Genomic DNA, 17,203 nt, shown 5'->3' with positions numbered 1-17,203 from the left:
CGACCAATACCCCGCCGACCGACAGAATGTGCGACATCCCAGCCTCTTCACAGGATCGGCGGCCGATCCGGCCACCGAGGGCATTGCGGGACACCAATGCCCTTTCTAGGCTTCCAGGCATCGTAGCCACCTGCGAGGAGCAGCCATGACGAGCAGCAGCCCGGTGTCGTCGGACGCCTACGAATACTTGGACAACATCAACCCCGAGGAGCAGGCCCGTCTCGAGGCCGTCCGCCGCTACCGGCTGGTCGACCAGCCGGTCGAGGACGCGTACGACCGGATCGCCTTCGTCGCGGGCGCCATCTTCGACACCCCGATCGCCACCGTCTCGCTGGTCGAACAGGACCGGGTCTGGCTGGCCGCGTGCCAGGGGCTCAGCGGGGTACGCCAGGTCGGCCGCGAGCCGGGCCTGTGCGCGTCGGTGATCGCCCAGGACGACGTGTACGTCATCAACAACGCCGCGGTCGACCCCCGCACGCTCGAACACCCGCTGGTCCGGGGCGAGCTGGGCCTGCGCTTCTACGCCGCGGCGCCGATCCGGACGCACGACGGCTACCGTCTCGGCACGGTCAACGTGATCGACAACAAGCCCCGCGAGGCCAACCCGCGCCAGCTCAAGGCCCTCGAGCACCTCGCCTCGATGGTCTCGGACGAGCTCGAGCTGCGCCTCATGGTCATCCGCAGCGCGGCCGCCGAGCAGCGCATGCGAGAAACCGTCAACTGATTACGTTTTCGTCGATACGGGTAGTGCGCTGCCCATGAGCACCCCCCGAACGATCGCTGTAGTGGCGCACCAGCGCAAGACGTTCGGCGGCGGCCTGGACGAGCTCCGCCGCCGCCTCACCGACACGGGCGTCGAGGACCTGCTGTGGTTCGAGGTGCCCAAGAGCAAGAAGGCCCCCGACCAGGTCCGGAAAGTCGTCAAGGCCAAGCCGGATCTGCTGGTGGTGTGGGGCGGCGACGGCATGGTCCAGCGCTCGATCGACGTCCTGGCCCGCGAGAAGGGCGGCTCGAAGATCCCGCTGGCCATCATGCCGGCCGGCACCGGCAACCTGCTCGCGTCCAACCTGGGCATCCCCACCGATCTCGAGCAGGCCGTCGACATCGCCCTGCACGGCGACCGGCGCCGCATCGACCTGGGCAAGCTCAACGGCGAGTACTTCGGCGTGATGGCCGGCGTCGGCTTCGACGGCGCGATGATCAGCGACGCCGACCGCAACATGAAGGACCGGCTGGGCAAATTGGCGTACGTGTGGGCCGGCGTCCGCCACGTCAACGGGGAGGCGCCGAAGGCCCTGATCAAGATCGACGGCAACGACTGGTTCGAGGACGAGGCCAGCTGCGTCCTGATCGGCAACGTCAGCAAGATCACCGGCGGCATCAAGGCGTTCGACGACGCGAAACCGGACGACGGCTGGCTCGACGTCGGCGTCGCCACGGCCCAGGGCGCCCTGCAGTGGGCCCGCGCCCTCGGCACGATGGCGGTCGGCCGCAGCGACAGCTCCCCGTTCGTTCGCACCACCCGGGCCCGGCGGGTCGAGGTCAAACTCAAGTCCAAGATGGAGTACGAGCTGGACGGCGGCGCCCGGACGAAGACGAAGACCTTCACGGCCAAGGTCGCCCCGGCCGCGGTGAAGGTGTGCGTCCCTCGGGCGTCAGCCGACCAGCGCTGACGCGTGCGCCCGGCCGCGTGATCCGCCGGATGGGCCTCAGGGCCGAGAGGCTTCGGCGCCGGCCGAAGTGGGCCGGGGAAGGGTGCCCAGCAGGGTCGCGGTCAGGGCCTGCTCCAGGTAGGGCCCCGGCTCCGGGTGAAAGCGGGCCAGCTCCGGTTCGGCCTCGTAGGCGGCCCGGAGGCTGGCCGGGGGCGTGCTGTACGCGGCCAGGATGCCCGCCGTGAGCATGGCCTGCAGGCTGAAGAACGTCGCGTTGTCGCCCAGTTCCGGCAGGTGCTCGCGGAGCAGGGTGGTCATGGTGGTCAGGCGCTCGAGGGAGACGCGCTTGTAGTGGGCGACCACCTCGACCGACACGTTGTGCTCGAGGACGCTGCCCTGCGCGCCGAACAGGTCGCACAGCACCGGCCGCTCGGCCAGGGAGCGGCCGAGGACCGCGGCCACCGCCGTGGCCCGCTCGTCCATCGGCCCCTGGTCGTCGACGCCGGCCGCCAGCTCTCCGGACAGCTCGGTCAGCCACTCCTCGAGGAAGCGGTTCAGCAGTTCCAGCAGGACGGCCTCGCGCGACTCGAAATAGCGCAGCACGTTCGGCTTGGCCAGGCCGACCCGGCGGCTGAGCTCGTTCAACGTCACCGCGGCCACCGGCATCTCGCCGAGCATGGCCGAGGCCGTGTCGAGGATCGCCCGCCGGCGGATCTCCCGCTGCTCCTCGGTTCGCGCCCGCTGGAAGGTCATGATCGCCAGTTTAACTTACGTACCTCCGGTACGTTGACAACGTACCGGAGGTACTTTAGCGTTCATCGCATGGGAAACGAGATGAGCGAAAAGTGGACGACAGCCGCCATTCCGAGCCAGCACGGGCGAGTGGCCGTGGTGACCGGGGCCAACACCGGGCTCGGGTACGAGACCGCCAAGGCGCTCGCCGAGCGCGGAGCGACGGTGGTGCTCGCCGTGCGCGACATCGAAAAGGGCGAGCGGGCCGCGTCCCGCATGAGCGGCGACGTCTCCGTGCAGGCGCTGGACCTGACCTCGCTCGACTCCGTCCGGACCGCGGCGGCGGCCCTCCGGTCCCGCTTCACCGGAATCGACCTGCTGATCAACAACGCCGGCGTGATGTACACGCCGAAGCAGACGACCCGCGACGGTTTCGAGGCCCAGTTCGGCACCAACCACCTCGGGCACTTCGCGCTCACCGGGCTGCTGCTCGACCGGATGCTGCCGGTGCCCGGCTCCCGCGTGGTCACGGTCAGCAGCACCGGCCACCGGATCCGGGCCGCCATCCACTTCGACGACCTGAACTGGGAACGGTCCTACAGCCGGACCGCCGCCTACGGCCAGTCCAAACTGGCCAACCTGATGTTCACGTACGAGCTGCAGCGCCGGCTCGCCGCGCACGGCACCACCGTCGCGCTGGCCGCACACCCCGGCCTGTCCAGCACCGAACTCGCCCGCAACAGCCCGGCCGCCCTGCGGATCCCGCTGACCTGGCTGACCCCGCTGATCACCCAGCCGCCGGCGATGGGCGCGCTGCCGACATTGCGCGCGGCCACGGATCCGGCCGCGCTGGGTGGCCAGTACTACGGGCCCGGTGGGCGCTACGAGATCAAGGGCCACCCCCGGCTGGTCACGTCCAGCCGGCAGTCGTACGACGTGGCCGTTCAGCAGCGGCTGTGGGCGGTGTCCGAAGACCTCACCGGGGTGACGTTCCCGAGCGTGGTGCCCGCTTAACGGGAGCGCAGGTGCTCGACGTAGGCCATCGCCACGGTGGCCAGGACCGGAAGGGCCAAGGTCCACCACAGGCCGTACGCGAAACCGAGCACCACCGCGACCGGCAGCCCGAGGGCGAGCGTCAGCACGCCGACCAGGAAGATCGGTGGCGGGTTGTCCTCGTCCGGATCGGGCGGCGCCGAGGGCGGCAGCTCGGGGTGAGGCAGCGGCAGGTCGGCGAAGATCAGGGCCAGCTCGGACCGGGTCCGGGCCTGCTGGACGGCTGCGACGCGCCGCTCGTACTCGGGCGAAGGCAGGCGTTTCTCGGCCAGATGCTCTTCGAGCGCCTCCTGCGCCGAGTCACGCTCGGGCTCACCGATCAGCAGGTCGGGCGACGGCTCCGGCTCATGCGGCATCGCACTCACCGGCGAGCGGCTTGGACGACGGCTCCGGGCCTCACCCGGCCAGAGTAGACAGCTTCGGCTCGCCCGGCGCCCCGCTCACTCGTGGGTGCGGTGGTCAGCGGTCGGTGGCGGTCAGGGGCTGGGCGGCGGCGAAGGCGACGCTGAGCAGGCCGGCTCGGGTGCGGACCTGGTAGCGGGTGCGGCCGCGCTTCTCGACGGTGCCGGTGAGGCCGGCGTACTTGCCGGCGCCGGTCAGGCGGACTCGGGCGCCGACGGGGATGGGGGCCGGGGTGGGCTCGGGGTGGTGGTTGCTCAGGCGGGCCAGTTCGGCGTCGTAGCGGGGGTCCATGGCGGCCGGGCGGCCGTGATGGGTCCAGGTGTAGCGGGCGGCCAGGTCGAAGCGGGGTGTGCACTTCGGGCACGAGCGGACGCGGACCGGGCGGCGGTGGGCGGTCGTGCGGTGGCCGGCCGGGCAGGTGCCGACCCAGGCGCCGTCGACCTGGGGTGCGTCGGCGGGCAGGCAGCGGCCGCCGGTGTAGCCGATGCGCCGGGCGGTCGCGCGCCACACCCTGTCGTGACCGTGGCCGGAGCCGGCCAGGGCGTGCGCGATCTCGTGCAGCATCGTGTCGGTGACCTGCTCGGGTGAGTACAGGCTGATCAGCGGCCGGGACAGGGTGATCTCTTTGCGGTCCGAGCGGCAGGCGCCGGCCCGGGTCTTGGCGTTGTCGAACGACAGCCGCCAGCCGGCCAGCCTGTGCCGGGCCATGAGATCGGTGGCGAGATCGCGGGCTTGCGTGAGGTCCAACTTCGATACTCCGTGGTGCGAAAACGCCGAGGGGTGGGGCGGGTGAGGTCAGCGGGTCAGGGCGGTGGCCTTGGTCAAGGCTCGGTGCAGGAAGCGGGCGTCGCCGAGCATGGTGCGCAGGCGGCGTTCCAGGCCGGCGATGGGTACCAGGTTCTGTGGGGCGCGCGGGTCCTTGTAGGACGCCGAGGCGAAGCGGGGCAGGGTGGCGCTGGAGATCTCGGCCAGCTCGATGGCCTCGCCGGGGGTGAGGTCGGGGGAGCACTCGACGCGGACGATGCCGGACCAGGGGGCGCCCGAGCCGCCGGGCAGGCGCAGGTACCAGGACCAGCCGCCCCACACCGTGCCCAGGTGGAAGACGGGGGTGCGCTGGCCGGGGCGCAGTGACGTCACGACCGGGGTCAGGGCGCCCGGCAGGTACTGCTTCTGCTGGGTCTTGACGTACCCGATGGTCCGGGGAAGCTGGCGCCGGTTGCGCAGTGGACCGTCGACCACCAGGAGGTCGGCGCCGTCGGAGCCGGTGGCGCGGGCCTCGGACGAGATGTCGATCTCGAGGGCGGTCAGTGACGGCTGGACGGCCGACGGCAGCTTGGACGCCTCGCCCGCGCCCTCGATGCGGTGGACCGTGTAACGGACCGTGCCGGCCTGGACGTCGGAGGCGGTGGGGCTGGCGGTGAACAGGCCGCGGCCGACCTTGGCCCCGACCAGTTCGGCCTGGCCGCGGCCGAGGTCGCAGCGGACCACGCCGGCGGCGTACGAGGCGGCCAGGCCGGCGTACGACGTACCGTCCTCCTCGGCCGTCCACAGGCCGGCGTCGTTGCGGCGGACGCCGTCGACCAGGAAGACGACGTCGGGGCGGCGCACCGAGGCCGACACGTCGATCGGGGCCCACTCGGCGGCCGGGATCTCCACGTCGGTGTCGACCTGGGCGCTGCTGGGCGACGCCGGGCCCTCGCCGCCGTCGGCGCCCTCGTACGAGGCGCCGTACGAGGGATCCCACGCGTCCACGAACATCCTGGTCAAAGGCCAACCCTCTCCACATGGGCGGTACGCGCGTCCTTGCGCACCTCGAACCGGACCGGCACCCGCTCGGCGAGCGCGTTGACGTGGGTGACGACACCGACCATCCGGTCGCCGCGGGCGGCCAGGTTCTCCAGCGTCGCCGCGACCACGTCCAGCGTGGCCGCGTCGAGGGTCCCGAAGCCCTCGTCCAGCACGATCGACTCGAGGCTGGCGGCGGTGGTCGACATGCCGGCCAGCTGCTCGGACAGGGCGAGCGCGAGGGCCAGCGAGGCCTGGAACGTCTCGCCGCCGGACAGCGTGCGCACGCCGCGGCGCAGGCCGGCGTCGTGGTGGTCGATCACGAAGAACTCGCCCTTGTCGTGGATCAGGTCGTACTGGCCGCCGGTCAGTTCGCGCAGGATCCGCGAGGCGCCGCCGACGAGCAGGTCGAGCGCCTCCTCGAGCAGCCAGCGCTCGAAGTTGTTGGCCCGCAGGTGACCGGCGAGGGCCTTGGCGACGCGGCTCTCGCGCTGCAGGGTCATGCGCTGCTCGGTCAGCTCGGCCGCCGAGGCCCGCCGGTCGTCGAGACGCTTCCACGCGGCCTCGGCCCGCTCCGCCGCCACCGCCGCCGCCCGGATGAGATCCGCATCTGAAAGAGAGGAGATGTCGGAAAGTGGCGCGGATGCCCGGGCGCCCGAGGAGTAGCCGGCGGAGGAGCGGGAGGGCGCCGGCACTCCCGCCGCCACGAACAAGTCGGAAATGTCGGAGATGGTGGTGAGGGTGGCCTGGTGGGCGGCGGTGACGGCGTCCTCGGCCTCCGCGCGGGCCGAACGGCGGGCGACGACCAGCTCGGCGGCCCAGGCGACCAGTGTGGACCAGGCGGCGGCGAGGTCGTCGCGGTCGGCCGGAGGTGGGGAGAAGCGGGCGACCCCGTCCCGTACGGCGTCGAACTCGCGCCACGCCGTGCGCTGCTGCTCCTCGGCGGCGACCACGGCCGCCTGCGCCTTGCGGTGAGCCGCGCGTGTCGTCCGTACCGACGAAGCGGCCTGATCGAGCTGCTTCTGGAGCCGGCCCAGCTCGTCGAGCCGCCGCCGCAACGCCTCGACCCCGGGCGACTCGGCCACCGCGGCACGGGCCTCGGCCAGGCGCGACAGGTGGTGCTCGTACTGGGCGCGCTTGCGTTCGAGGTTGCTCTCCAGCTTGCGCGCGACCGCGTCCCGCTGCTTCCAGGTCTGCTCGGCGGCCTCGGCGGCGGCCCGCGCGGCTTTGCCCGCGGCCTCGGCCGCCCGCACCGCCGAGCCCTCCGGTACAGCCGGGACCGTCGTCACCGTCTGCTCGCACACCGGGCAGTTGTCACCCACCGCGAGATGGGCTCGCAGGGCGGCCGCCCGGTCCGTACGCTGGGCCTCCGTGTAGTCGAGGCGGGCCTGCTCGAGCAGCTGGGCCGCGCCGGCGTGCTCACTGTGCGCGAGTTCCAGCGCCGCCACCGCGTCCTTGTGCTCGACGTCGGCCACCGACACCTCGCCCGCGAACCACTCCTCCTGCCCGGTCAGCCGCTGCAACTCGGCGTGCCGGTCGAGCATCAGGCTCAGCGAACCCGCGTCGCCGGCCGCGGCCAGCTCACCCCGTACCTTTTCTTCCTTCTCCTCGGCCGCGCGAACCTCGTCCGCGGCCTCGGCGGCGGTCGCCCTCGCGGCCGCCGTCACGCCGGCGGTCTCCACGCTTGCGGCCGGGGTACGCACGTTGCCCAGCTGCCGCAGCTCCGCGTCGAGCTCGTCCCGCTTCGCGGCGGCGGCCGCCTCGGCCTCCCGCTTGTCGCGCAACCCGGGCACGGCCCGCTCGACGGCGGTCGTGAGCTCCCGCATGCGTACGAGATGGGCCTGTGCCTCCTCGACCGCCTCGTCGGTGGCGTCGGCCAGCCCGGCCAGACTCTGATCGACCACGGCCAGTTTGCCCTCGGCCGTCTGCGCGCGCCCGGTGGCCTTGGTCTGCACCTGTTCGTAGACGTGCAGCCCGAGCAGGTTGACCAGGATCTGCTGGCGGGTGGCCGGCTTGGCGTGCAGGAAGTCGGCGAACTGGCCCTGCGGCAGCACGACACAGCTGGTGAACTGCTCGAACGGCAGGCCGACGGCGTGCTGCACGGCCTCGTCCATCTCGGCCGGGGTGCCCGCGAGGACGTCGCCCAGGTCGTCGAGGTCCATGCCGGTGTCCAGCTTGGTGACGTCGAAGCCGGGCGGCATGAGCTGGAGGCCGGCCCCGGCGGTCTTGACGTTGCCCCGGCCGTCGCGGCGGACGACCCGGGTCGCCACGTAGCGGTCGCCGGCCGACTCGAAGACCAGGCGCACCCGGGCCTCGGTGGCCGAGGGGGCGAGCGCGTTGACGATGCCGCGGGCGCCACCCCAGCGCGGGACCGTGCCGTAGAGGGCGAACGTGATCGCGTCGAGCACCGTCGACTTGCCCGAGCCGGTCGGCCCGACCAGCGCGAAGTAGTCGGCGTCGGTGAAGTCCACGGTGGTCTCGTCCCGGAAAACCGTGAACCCTGCCATGTCGAGCCGTATGGGCCTCATGATTCGACTCCGCTTCGCTCGGTCGAACCTGAGACCAGGCCACTGAGCTGCCTGCGCTCGCTACGCTCGCTCATTTGTTGGTGCTCACCTCGTCGTACAGCTCGTCGAACAGCTCGCGGACGCCGTCCTCGGCGTTGTCCTTGCTGTCCAGGTAGTCGCCGAAGAGCTCGCGCGGTGACCGGCCGGCCCGCTGCGCCATCCGCTCTCCCGTCCGGTCCGGCATCATCTCGGGGTCGATCCGCACCTCGAGCGCGTTGGGCAGCAGCTCCTGCACGTCCTCGCGCAGGCCGACCCGCGGCTTCTCGCGCACCAGAACACGGAGCCAGGCGTCCGGAAGGTTCACCGTCGCGAGCTGTTCGAGGGTGCCGCGGACCGTGCGCAGGGCGATCGCCGAGGAGATCGGCACGTCGCGGACCCGGGCCGCCCGATCGACGCCGACCTCGACGATGGCCACCGACGGGATGTTCTCCTCCTCGCCGAAGTCGATCGCGAGCGGGCTGCCGCTGTAGCGGGTCGGGCAGGGGGCGATGACCTGCTGCGAGCGGTGCAGGTGGCCCAGCGCGACGTAGTGGGTGTTCTGCGGGAAGACGGTGGCGGGCACGGCGTACCCCATGACCGTGTGCGCCTCTCGTTCGCCGCCACCCGTGGTGGCCCCGAAGATCGTGAGATGAGCGGTCAGAAGATTGATCACGCCGGGGTCGGCGAACCGCTCGCTGAGCTTGGCGATCAAACGGCCGAGATGATCGGCGTACGTCTGTGAGGCCTCCGCCGCCGTCAATTCGTACATCTCCGCCGCCCGGATCGCGTACCGCTGCGACAGGAACGGCAGGGCGACCAGCTGCCAGCGCTCGCCGTCCTCGGTCTGGCCGGTGATCAGCAGGTCCTCGGGGTTGGCCAGCACCGAGCCGCGCAGCTCGATGCCGGCCGCGTCGGCCCACGGGCGCAGCGCGTCGAGGGCGGCCCCGTTGTCGTGGTTGCCGCCGATCGCGACCACCCGCGCGCCGGTCTTGCGCAGCGCCGACAGCGCCCGCGTGACCACCCGGGTGGCGTCGGCCGTCGGAGCCGCGGTGTCGTAGAGATCACCCGCGATGATCACCAGATCGGGCCGCTCGGCCTTGGCGATCTCGACGACCTGGCCCAGCACGCGGATGTGCTCCTCGTGCCGGTTCCGGCCCTTGAGTACCTTGCCGACGTGCCAGTCGGAGGTGTGCAGGATGCGCATCGCGGAACCTTAGAACGGAATGTCGTCGTCGAGCGAACCGCCCACGACGGCGAACGGGTCCGCGCCTTGGACGATGGACTTGAGGGAACCGGCGGGCGGGGGGCCGGACTCGGACTTGCGGGTCGCCCAGGCCGGGAACGGGAACTCCACGCACAGCGGCACCGGGATGTCGGGCTGGTTGACGAACATCGTGCCGGGGCGGGCCAGCAGGGCGCGCTGGCGCATCGCGGGCGGCAGGAAACCGTACTCGGGGCGGGCCGCCTCGGCCGGGTCGAGCCGGCCGACCACGCGGATGGCCGAGTTGGTCACGATGCGCCGCTCGACCTCGCTCGCGGTCTGCTGGGCGCCGATCAGGATCACGCCGAGCGAGCGGCCCCGCTCGGCGATGTCGAGCAGCACCTCCTTGATCGGCGAGGTGCCCTCGCGCGGGGCGTACTTGTTGAGCTCGTCGAGGACCACGAAGAGCAGAGGACGGCCGGTGCCGGACTTCTCCTTCTCCTCGAACTCGGTCTTGAGCGTGACACCGACCACGAACCGCTGCGCGCGGTCCGGCAGATTGTGCAGGTCGACCACGGTGACCTGGGCCGACTCGGCCGTCTTGATCTGGTGCGGGCGGCGCTGGGCCAGGTCGCCGCGGATCAGCCGGGACAGGTCGCGCTTGCTGCCGATCAGGCGGCGGGCGAACGCGTTGACGGTGCCCATGTTCACCGCGCTGCCGGCCCAGGTGGACCGGGTGTCGTCGTCGGTGAGCTGCTCGACGATGTGGTCGACGAGATCGCCGTACGACCCGATCCGGCGGCCGTCGATGCTGATGCCGCCCTCGGCCGGCACCGCGTGGCGGTTCAGGTGGGCGGTGACCGAGTGGACCACCATCGTGTACTGCTGGCGCTCGTCGTCGGCGTCGGCGAACACGTACGGCAACAGGCGGGCTGAGCAGAACTCCTCGAGCGTCCAGTAGAACGCGTCGACGCCGGTGAGGCGGCTGCTGACATCGGGCGCGCCGGAGGAGTCGCCCGCTCGTGGGGGCGCGTACACGCGTACGTCAGGGAAAGGGTTGGCCGGTAGCTCGAGAAGCTTGTAAGCGGCCCGCGTGCTCTCGTCGAGCTTGGTGTTGGGGTGATCGAGGAAGAGCAGGTCCTCGCCCTTGACGTTGAAGATCAGCGCGCGGGCGTTGGCCCCGTCGGCGCCGAGCTGGCCCGAGCGGAAGACCGAGTAGAGCAGGAAGGTCGCGAAACTGGTCTTGGTGGCGACGCCCGAGATGCCGGAGATGGACACGTGGGCGCCGCGGGTGCCGTCGAGGAAGTCGGCGTTCAGGAAGACCGGTACGCCGTCGCGGCCGGTGCCCATCGGGATACGCCGCTCCATGCGGTCGAAGTGCAGCGCGGCGTCGCGGGCCTCGCCGGAGGCCCGGTGCACGACGGCGCCGGGAGCGGGTGGCACGTACAGCTCGGGATCGACCCGGGTCGTGGTGATCTCGGCCGCCTCCTGCACCATGGCCGGCAGGGTGCCGTCGGCGATCGCGAAGACGTCGGAGTCGAACTGGGCGCCCTCGTGGCGGGCGCGGACCTGGGTCACCACGCCGGCGATGGTGACCGGCTCGCGGTCGGGGAGCTCGCGCTTGGTGACCACGACGTCGTCGAGCTGCAGGTAGCTGCCGGGGGTCACGGCCGTCCAGAACTGGAGCGGGGTGGCGTCGGCAGTACCTAAGACCCGCCCGACGGGGTCCACGTCCGGTTTGTCATTTTGTTTTCCGCCGCGGGGAAGGGCAGCTTCGTCAGACACGCTGATCATCGTGCACCAGGGGTACGACAAAAGACGCACGCGGAGTGGGTTGGCACACGTTGTCCACAACTTCTGGTGCTCATACACAGAGTTATCCACAAGATCTTGCTCGTACGAGGGAGGCGCGCCCAGCTTCGATACGGTTGCCCGGTGACACTCACTGGGCGCGTCCATGTCGTGGCGGGCGGCACCGGCCGGGCCGGAACGGCCGTCGTGCGCGAATTGATCTCCCGGGGCGCGGTAGTTGCCGTGCCCTCACGTAACCCCTCACGACTCGCCCGGTTGCAGGACAAGATCCAGTCGGATCTGCTGCACGGGTTCGTCGGTGACATATCAGATTTGCCGGATTCGACCCGGCTGCGTTCTTTGATCGCGGCGGAGCTGGGGCCGATCGACGCGGTCGTCGCCTCGCTGGGGGAGTGGTGGGAGGGGGCGCCGCTGGCCGGCCTCGACCCCGCCGTGTGGCAGCGGATCATCTCCGACAACCTGACCAGCCACTTCATGGTGGCGCGGGTATTCCTGCCGGCGCTGGCCGGGCGGGCGGACTCGGTCTATCTCGCGCTCGGCGGTATCGCCTCGGTGCTCGCCGTGGCGGGCTCCGGGCCGATCTCGGTCACCGGGGCCGCCCAGGCCATGTTGATGCGGGTCCTGGCGGCGGAGAACGAGTCCGTACGGCTGCATGAAGTGGACGTCTACACGCCGATCGTCACCGAGGACTGGGACGGCGGGGCGATCGAACCGGGCTGGCTCAGCGGGCGCGACGTCGGGGCCTTCGTGGCCGACGCGCTCACGCCGGGATTCAAGGGCGAGCTGTTCCTGCCGATCCCGGCGGACACGACCTTCCGGCGCAACGAAGCCTAGAAGGCTTTTACGGACCGGGCGCGCCGGTCGCGGGTGGGGTCGGCTCGGGTGGGCGATGCTGACAGTCGCACCAGGAGCCGCCGCGGCACTTGTCGTGTTCCTTCGCGCGACACGCTGGGCAGATCACGCTACGACGATACTCCGATGACACGGCGTGACACTTTCTCCTGAGAGCGATTGACACGGCGGCGCAACCGGTGCGAAACGCCGAGTTGGCACGCTGGACGCCGGAGGCCGGCATCGCTGTGCCGGCCTAAGACGGGAGGAGTTGCATGTTGCTGCGGGTACGAGTCACCCTGCCGGACCGTCCCGGTGCCCTCGGCCAGGTCGCGCGCACGCTCGGCGTGGCCGGCGCGGACATCGTCCAGGTCGTCGTGCTCGAGCGACTCGGCGGCCGCGCCGTCGACGACTTCACCGTCGTGTGGCCCGGCGCCTCCCGCGTGGAACGCCTCCTCGCCGGGCTCGCCGCCATCCCGGGCGTGCAGGTCGACGGCGTCTGGAAGGCGATCGGCGCCCCCGTCAACGGCGGCCACGACGCCGAACTGCTGGCCCAGGTCGCCGCGAACCCGGCCGACGGCCTGGCCACCCTGGTCGACGCGATGCCCGCCCTGCTCGCCGCCGACTGGGCCGCGGCCGCTGTCGTGCCGGCCGACTGGGCCTCGCGCACGGGTGCTCCCCGCGCGCTGACCAACGAGCCGGCCGTGACGTACGCCAGCTGGCGCGCCCCGGCCCCGCTCCAGCTGCCCGAGGTCACCCCGCTGCGGGCCCGCCCGCTCACCGGCGCCGACAACACCAAGTACGCGGTGGCCCCGTTCGGCCGCGACGGTCTGGTGCTCGTGGTGGCCCGCTCGGCCGACGACGAGCTGCCGGCGGCCGCCTTCCACGTGACCGAGGTCGACCGGGTGGCCCAGCTGGTCCGCGCGGCCGCCGTCATCCTGGGCGACCGCCTGAGCCCACCCGTGGCGGCAAACCCCGTGTGATCGGACTCGCACTCAAATCCCAGCTCAAGCAATGTCCGGTTAACACCTGCGGGGCAGTATTGGCGTTGGTACAGCTGACGTGACTCGCCGCCCATCCGGGGCGAGAAGGAGGTGCCGGAGATGGCGCTGTGGCGGATCCGGGCAACGGTCGACGACCGTCCGGGCTACCTTTCCGTGCTGACCGCGAGCCTCGCTCTGCGGTCGGTGAACATCCTGGCCGTGCAGGTGCACACCACCGAGGCGGGCGCCGTCGACGACTTCCTGGTCGACGCGCCCGACTCGATGACCGAGACCGAATTGCTCACCGCGGTCGCCAAGGGCCGCGGCCGCGACGCGTTCGTGGCCCGCGCCGAGGCGCAGGGCCTGGCCGACCAGCCGACCCGGGCGCTGGCCCTGGCCGGCCGGCTGGTGCACGAGCCCGACACGCTGGGCGAGGCGCTGGTCGCCCTGCTCGACGCGACCGAGGTGCGCTGGCGCCCCGAGCCGCTGAGCGGCGGCCCCGGCCACGACACCGAGCGGATGCGCCTGGCCGACCCGGGCGGCGGTTCCCTCGAGGTGCTGCGCAGCGCCCCGGCCTTCACCCCGGCCGAGTACGCGCGGGCGCAGGCCCTGATCGAGCTCTCCGCCGCGATGCTGCGCCGCCGGCGCGAACAGTCCACCCTGCTGCTGCCCGACGGCACCGAACTGGCCGTGCGCCTGGCCACCGCCGACGACCTGGAGGGCGTCCGCCGCCTGCACCAGCGCAGCTCCGCGGAAACCCTGCAGCGCCGCTACCTGGGCGGCGGCGGCCCGAGCGAGGCCCGGCTGCGCCGCCTGCTCGAACCGTCCGGCGCCGGCCGCACCCTGCTGGCCGTCGTGGGCGACCGCGTGGTGGCGATGGCGAACCTGCTCACCGAGGGCGACCTGGGCGAGATCGCCATCCTGATCGAGGACGCCTGGCAGCGCCGCGGCATCGGCACGGCCCTGCTGCGCCGCCTGATGGCCCACGCCGAGCGCAGCGACATCGCGGCCGTGGTGGCCCACACGGCGGCCGACAACGTCGCCATGCTGCGCACCCTGCGCCGCCTCGGCGCCGGCCCGGCCGACCGCGACGGCGGCATGGTCAGCGTCACCCTGCCGATGCCGGTCGAGCGCCCGGTCGGCTCGGTCGACTCGGTGGTCCCCTAAGAGGCGCGGGTGCCGTGCTCCACGCAGGTGGCTGTCCACCCGGTGGGCACCACCTGCACCTTCATCCGGCGGCGGCACTCGGCGCAGTAACGCGGCGGCTCCAGGGCGCGGGCTTTCTCGCAGGCCGCGTGGTCGCCCTCGGCCGCGGCCCCGCCGCACCGGTCGCAGAACACTAGAGCGTCGCCGACAGGGCTTTGACCGGCATCTTCAGGTCGGCCAGCAGCGCCAGATCCTCGGTGGCCGGCCGGCCCAGGGTGGTCAGGTAGTTGCCGACGATCACCGCGTTGATCCCGCCGAGCAGCCCGTCGCGCGTACCCAGGTCGCCGAGGGTGATCTCCCGCCCACCCGCGTACCGAAGAATGGTCCTGGGCATCGCCAGCCGGAAGGCGGCGATGGCGCGCAGCGCGTCCTTGCCCTCGACCACGGGCTGATCACCCAACGGCGTACCCGGGCGCGGGTTGAGGAAGTTCATCGGCACCTCGTGCGGGTCGAGCTCGGCCAGCTGAGCCGCGAACTCCGCCCGCTGCTCGACGGACTCGCCGAGCCCGAGGATGCCGCCGCAGCAGACCTCCATGCCGGACTCGCGCACCATGGTGAGCGTGCTCCAGCGCTCCTCCCACGAGTGGGTGGTCACCACGGTGGGGAAGAAGGACCGGCAGGTCTCGAGATTGTGGTTGTACCGGTGCACGCCCATCTCGACCAGCTCGTCGACCTGCTCCTGGGAGAGCATGCCGAGGCTGGCCGCGACCTGGATCTCGACGGACTCCCGGATCGCCCTGACCCCCTCGCGCATCTGGGCCATGAGCCGCTTGTCGGGCCCGCGCACGGCGGCGACGATGCAGAACTCGGTGGCCCCGGTCGCGGCGGTCTGCCGGGCCGCCTCGACCAGCGACGGAATGTCGAGCCAGACGGACCGCACCGGCGACGCGAACAGCCCCGACTGCGAGCAGAAGTGACAGTCCTCCGGGCAGCCACCGGTCTTGAGCGAGACGATGCCCTCGACCTCGACTTCAGGACCACACCATTTGGTACGTACGTCGTGGGCGAGCTGAAGAAGCTCGGGCAGGTGATCGTCACCGAGGCGCAGAACGTCGAGAATGCCCGCCTCGTCGAGGCCGGCTCCGCCGGCGAGAACCTGGGCACGGGCCTTGTCGAGGATCTCGGGCATGCCCGTACCCTACAGACCTTTGCGCCCGGTAGGACTGTCAGTGGCGGGTGATAGTTTCCCATTCTCGTGATCGCTGGAGGTGTCTTGTCGGGCTGGCTGGAGGAGCTGGATCGCCTGGCCGCGAGCAGGGCCAAGGCGGGGCTCACCCGTCAGTTGAGCCCCCGCCCGACCGCCGTCGACCTGGCCGGCAACGACTACTTGGGACTGGCCGGCGACCCCCGAGTGACGGCGGCCGCGGCCGAGGCCCTGTCCCGCTACGGCCTGGGCGCCACCGGCTCCCGCCTGGTCCGGGGTTCGACGCCGGCCCACGCCGCCCTGGAATCCGAGCTGGCCGCGTGGCTGGGCACCCCGGCGGCCCTGGTCTTCTCGTCGGGCTACATGGCCAACCTCGCCGCGGTCCGAAGCATGGCCACCTTCTGCGACCTGATCGTCTCCGACGCGTACAACCACGCCTCCTTGATCGACGGCTGCCGCATGGCCACCCCCAGAACGATCGTCGCCCCCCACAATTCACCGTCCGCAGTGGCCGCCATCCTCGACGCCCACGCCGCCGCGACCTCCACCTCGGCCGCGCTCCTGGCTTCCTCCGCTGCCGTGCCGCCGGCTTCCTCCCTGGCCGTCCCGCCGCCTTCCGCGACCATTCCTCAGGCCGCGACCTCTTCTCCGGCCGCGACCACTCCTCAGGGCGCGACCACTCCTCAGAGCGCGGCTACTTCTCCGGCCGCGGCCACTACCACTCCTCCGGCGACAGCCACTTCTCCGGTCGCGGCCACGCCCCCGGCTTCGTCCGCGGTGGCGGCGACCTATCCCGGGGTCATGCCGCCGTCTTCCGTGGCCGCGTCTCCGGCTTCGTCCGCACCTCTGGCTTCCTCCGCGGCTGCGGCTGCCTCCTCCGGGGTCGCGCACACGGCTTTCCCTGCGGCCGCGCCGCCGACTTCTCCCGGGGCTGTGGCTGCGGCTTGCTCGGCGGGTGCGGGTGCGGGTGCGGGTGCGGGTGTCGGTGTCGGCGGGGTGGGGCGGCCCCTCGCGCTTGTCGTGACGGAGTCGGTGTTCTCGGTTGACGGCGACCTTGCGCCGCTGGCTGAGCTTTACGAAGTGACCTCCTCCCGGGGTGCTCTGCTGCTGGTGGACGACGCGCACGCCCTGGGGCTGCTGGGTCCCGGCGGCGCGGGCGGTGTCGCGGCGGCGGGCCTCGCCGGGCGGCCGGACGTCGTCATCACCGCGACCCTTTCCAAGTCTCTCGGCGGGGCCGGCGGCGTCGTCGCCGGTCCCGCGCAGTTCATCAAACATCTGGTCGACACGGGCCGTACGTTTATCTATGACACCGCACTGCCCCCTGCCGTTGCAGCCGGCGTCCAAGAATCTTTGCGGATCGCCCGGGCCGCCGATGACCGCCGCGAGGTGGTGGCCGAACGGGCCGCTCGGGCCGTCTCTCGTCTGCGGGCGGCCGGTTTCGACGTGAAGGCTCCGGCGGCCGGCGTACTGTCCGTTGTGGCCCCCGGGCCCGAGGCGGCCCTGGCGTGGGCCGCCGACTGCCGCGACCGGGGCGTCGCCGTAGGCTGCTTCCGGCCGCCGTCCACCCCCGACGGCACGTCGCGCCTGCGCCTGACCCTCAACGCGGGTGTCTCCGACTCCGACTTCGCCCGCGCCCTGGACGTGATCGTGGAGTGCGCCCCGTGAGCAGCAAGCCCCGCCCCCTCCCCACCGGCCCGTCCTGCCCGGACGTGACCGAGGTGGTGACCCGCCTCCCCACGGCGAACGTGGTCCTGACCCGCAGCCCCGGCGCCAAGGGCTTCACGTTCCCGCCGCTGCCGGGCCGCGGCACGGTCCGCACCGCGGGGCCGGTTTCCGAGGCTGCGGTGCCTTCCGCC

At 71.9% G+C, this 17,203-nt stretch carries 14 protein-coding genes and 2 pseudogenes; 8 read left to right on the top strand and 8 right to left on the bottom strand.

The window, feature by feature from the left end:
* The first annotated feature begins 145 nt into the window (after positions 1 to 145).
* Together AB0C26_RS04455 and AB0C26_RS04450 are read left to right on the top strand one after the other, a co-directional pair.
* On the top strand, positions 146 to 724 hold the full coding sequence (locus AB0C26_RS04455) for a GAF domain-containing protein (RefSeq protein WP_360241356.1): 579 nt from the start codon (positions 146 to 148) through the stop codon (positions 722 to 724).
* Between the two features lie 34 nt (positions 725 to 758).
* Complete coding sequence (locus tag AB0C26_RS04450) at positions 759 to 1,673, top strand: YegS/Rv2252/BmrU family lipid kinase (protein ID WP_360241353.1); 915 nt, start codon at positions 759 to 761, stop codon at positions 1,671 to 1,673.
* Positions 1,674 to 1,709: 36 nt separating this feature from the next.
* On the opposite strand, the gene AB0C26_RS04445 is transcribed toward AB0C26_RS04450, so the two are convergent.
* The gene (locus AB0C26_RS04445; RefSeq protein WP_360241350.1) at positions 1,710 to 2,405 is read right to left on the bottom strand and encodes a TetR family transcriptional regulator; all 696 of its coding nucleotides are present in this window, start codon (positions 2,403 to 2,405) and stop codon (positions 1,710 to 1,712) included.
* 81 nt (positions 2,406 to 2,486) lie between these two features.
* On the opposite strand from AB0C26_RS04445, the gene AB0C26_RS04440 reads away from it, so the two are divergent.
* Positions 2,487 to 3,398: an SDR family NAD(P)-dependent oxidoreductase gene (locus tag AB0C26_RS04440; RefSeq protein ID WP_360243521.1), complete on the top strand. Its 912-nt coding sequence runs from the start codon at positions 2,487 to 2,489 to the stop codon at positions 3,396 to 3,398.
* On the opposite strand, the gene AB0C26_RS04435 is transcribed toward AB0C26_RS04440, so the two are convergent.
* The 6 genes from AB0C26_RS04435 to AB0C26_RS04410 form a co-directional block, all read right to left on the bottom strand.
* On the bottom strand, positions 3,395 to 3,793 hold the full coding sequence (locus tag AB0C26_RS04435; RefSeq protein ID WP_360241347.1) for a DUF1707 domain-containing protein: 399 nt from the start codon (positions 3,791 to 3,793) through the stop codon (positions 3,395 to 3,397). The genes AB0C26_RS04440 and AB0C26_RS04435 overlap by 4 nt on opposite strands.
* 103 nt (positions 3,794 to 3,896) lie before the next feature.
* A complete protein-coding gene (locus AB0C26_RS04430; RefSeq protein WP_360241344.1) occupies positions 3,897 to 4,586 on the bottom strand; it encodes a SprT-like domain-containing protein in 690 nt (229 codons plus the stop codon).
* A gap of 48 nt (positions 4,587 to 4,634) precedes the next feature.
* Complete coding sequence (locus AB0C26_RS04425; RefSeq protein WP_360241341.1) at positions 4,635 to 5,606, bottom strand: hypothetical protein; 972 nt, start codon at positions 5,604 to 5,606, stop codon at positions 4,635 to 4,637.
* Positions 5,603 to 8,152 (bottom strand): SMC family ATPase, encoded by a 2,550-nt coding sequence (locus tag AB0C26_RS04420; protein ID WP_360241338.1) that lies wholly within the window; start codon positions 8,150 to 8,152, stop codon positions 5,603 to 5,605. Before AB0C26_RS04420 ends, AB0C26_RS04425 begins: the two co-directional genes overlap by 4 nt.
* Positions 8,153 to 8,222: 70 nt before the next feature.
* On the bottom strand, positions 8,223 to 9,374 hold the full coding sequence (locus AB0C26_RS04415; protein ID WP_360241335.1) for an exonuclease SbcCD subunit D: 1,152 nt from the start codon (positions 9,372 to 9,374) through the stop codon (positions 8,223 to 8,225).
* A 9-nt stretch (positions 9,375 to 9,383) separates the two neighbouring features.
* Entirely contained in the window at positions 9,384 to 11,165 is a 1,782-nt protein-coding gene (locus AB0C26_RS04410) for an ATP-binding protein (protein WP_360241332.1), read from the bottom strand.
* 141 nt (positions 11,166 to 11,306) lie between these two features.
* Here AB0C26_RS04410 and AB0C26_RS04405 point away from each other — a divergent pair, with 141 nt between their 5' ends.
* The 3 genes from AB0C26_RS04405 to AB0C26_RS04395 all read left to right on the top strand — a co-directional run bounded on the left by AB0C26_RS04405 (position 11,307) and on the right by AB0C26_RS04395 (position 14,164).
* Complete coding sequence (locus tag AB0C26_RS04405; protein WP_360241329.1) at positions 11,307 to 12,017, top strand: SDR family NAD(P)-dependent oxidoreductase; 711 nt, start codon at positions 11,307 to 11,309, stop codon at positions 12,015 to 12,017.
* A gap of 272 nt (positions 12,018 to 12,289) precedes the next feature.
* On the top strand, positions 12,290 to 12,997 hold the full coding sequence (locus AB0C26_RS04400) for an amino acid-binding protein (RefSeq protein ID WP_360241326.1): 708 nt from the start codon (positions 12,290 to 12,292) through the stop codon (positions 12,995 to 12,997).
* Positions 12,998 to 13,117: 120 nt separating this feature from the next.
* On the top strand, positions 13,118 to 14,164 hold the full coding sequence (locus tag AB0C26_RS04395) for a GNAT family N-acetyltransferase (protein ID WP_360241323.1): 1,047 nt from the start codon (positions 13,118 to 13,120) through the stop codon (positions 14,162 to 14,164).
* 172 nt (positions 14,165 to 14,336) lie between these two features.
* Here AB0C26_RS04395 and bioB read toward each other — a convergent pair whose 3' ends face one another.
* Positions 14,337 to 15,332, bottom strand: coding sequence for a biotin synthase BioB (gene bioB, locus AB0C26_RS04390; RefSeq protein ID WP_360241320.1), 996 nt, complete (start codon positions 15,330 to 15,332; stop codon positions 14,337 to 14,339).
* Between the two features lie 84 nt (positions 15,333 to 15,416).
* Between bioB and AB0C26_RS04385 the strand changes: the two are divergent.
* Together AB0C26_RS04385 and AB0C26_RS04380 are read left to right on the top strand one after the other, a co-directional pair.
* Positions 15,417 to 15,869: pseudogene (locus tag AB0C26_RS04385) on the top strand (aminotransferase class I/II-fold pyridoxal phosphate-dependent enzyme); the annotation flags it as partial.
* A 480-nt stretch (positions 15,870 to 16,349) separates the two neighbouring features.
* Positions 16,350 to 17,012 (top strand): annotated as a pseudogene (locus tag AB0C26_RS04380) (aminotransferase class I/II-fold pyridoxal phosphate-dependent enzyme); the annotation flags it as partial.
* Positions 17,013 to 17,203 lie beyond the last annotated feature (191 nt).

It is taken from the genome of Actinoplanes sp. NPDC048796 (assembly GCF_040650035.1).
Taxonomy (GTDB): Bacteria; Actinomycetota; Actinomycetes; order Mycobacteriales; family Micromonosporaceae; genus Actinoplanes.
Note: the sequence above shows the minus strand (reverse complement) of the source record. Positions and strands in the feature narration are given on the sequence as shown.

Bases quoted from the DNA above. Each gene is read 5' to 3' on its own strand.
- AB0C26_RS04455 (WP_360241356.1), top strand. From the start codon at position 146: ATGACGAGCAGCAGCCCGGTGTCGTCGGACGCCTACGAATACTTGGAC.
- AB0C26_RS04450 (WP_360241353.1), top strand. From the start codon at position 759: ATGAGCACCCCCCGAACGATCGCTGTAGTGGCGCACCAGCGCAAGACG.
- AB0C26_RS04445 (WP_360241350.1), bottom strand. From the start codon at position 2,405: ATGACCTTCCAGCGGGCGCGAACCGAGGAGCAGCGGGAGATCCGCCGG.
- AB0C26_RS04440 (WP_360243521.1), top strand. From the start codon at position 2,487: ATGAGCGAAAAGTGGACGACAGCCGCCATTCCGAGCCAGCACGGGCGA.
- AB0C26_RS04435 (WP_360241347.1), bottom strand. From the start codon at position 3,793: ATGCCGCATGAGCCGGAGCCGTCGCCCGACCTGCTGATCGGTGAGCCC.
- AB0C26_RS04420 (WP_360241338.1), bottom strand. From the start codon at position 8,152: ATGAGGCCCATACGGCTCGACATGGCAGGGTTCACGGTTTTCCGGGAC.
- AB0C26_RS04415 (WP_360241335.1), bottom strand. From the start codon at position 9,374: ATGCGCATCCTGCACACCTCCGACTGGCACGTCGGCAAGGTACTCAAG.
- AB0C26_RS04410 (WP_360241332.1), bottom strand. From the start codon at position 11,165: ATGATCAGCGTGTCTGACGAAGCTGCCCTTCCCCGCGGCGGAAAACAA.
- AB0C26_RS04400 (WP_360241326.1), top strand. From the start codon at position 12,290: ATGTTGCTGCGGGTACGAGTCACCCTGCCGGACCGTCCCGGTGCCCTC.
- AB0C26_RS04395 (WP_360241323.1), top strand. From the start codon at position 13,118: ATGGCGCTGTGGCGGATCCGGGCAACGGTCGACGACCGTCCGGGCTAC.
- bioB (WP_360241320.1), bottom strand. From the start codon at position 15,332: ATGCCCGAGATCCTCGACAAGGCCCGTGCCCAGGTTCTCGCCGGCGGA.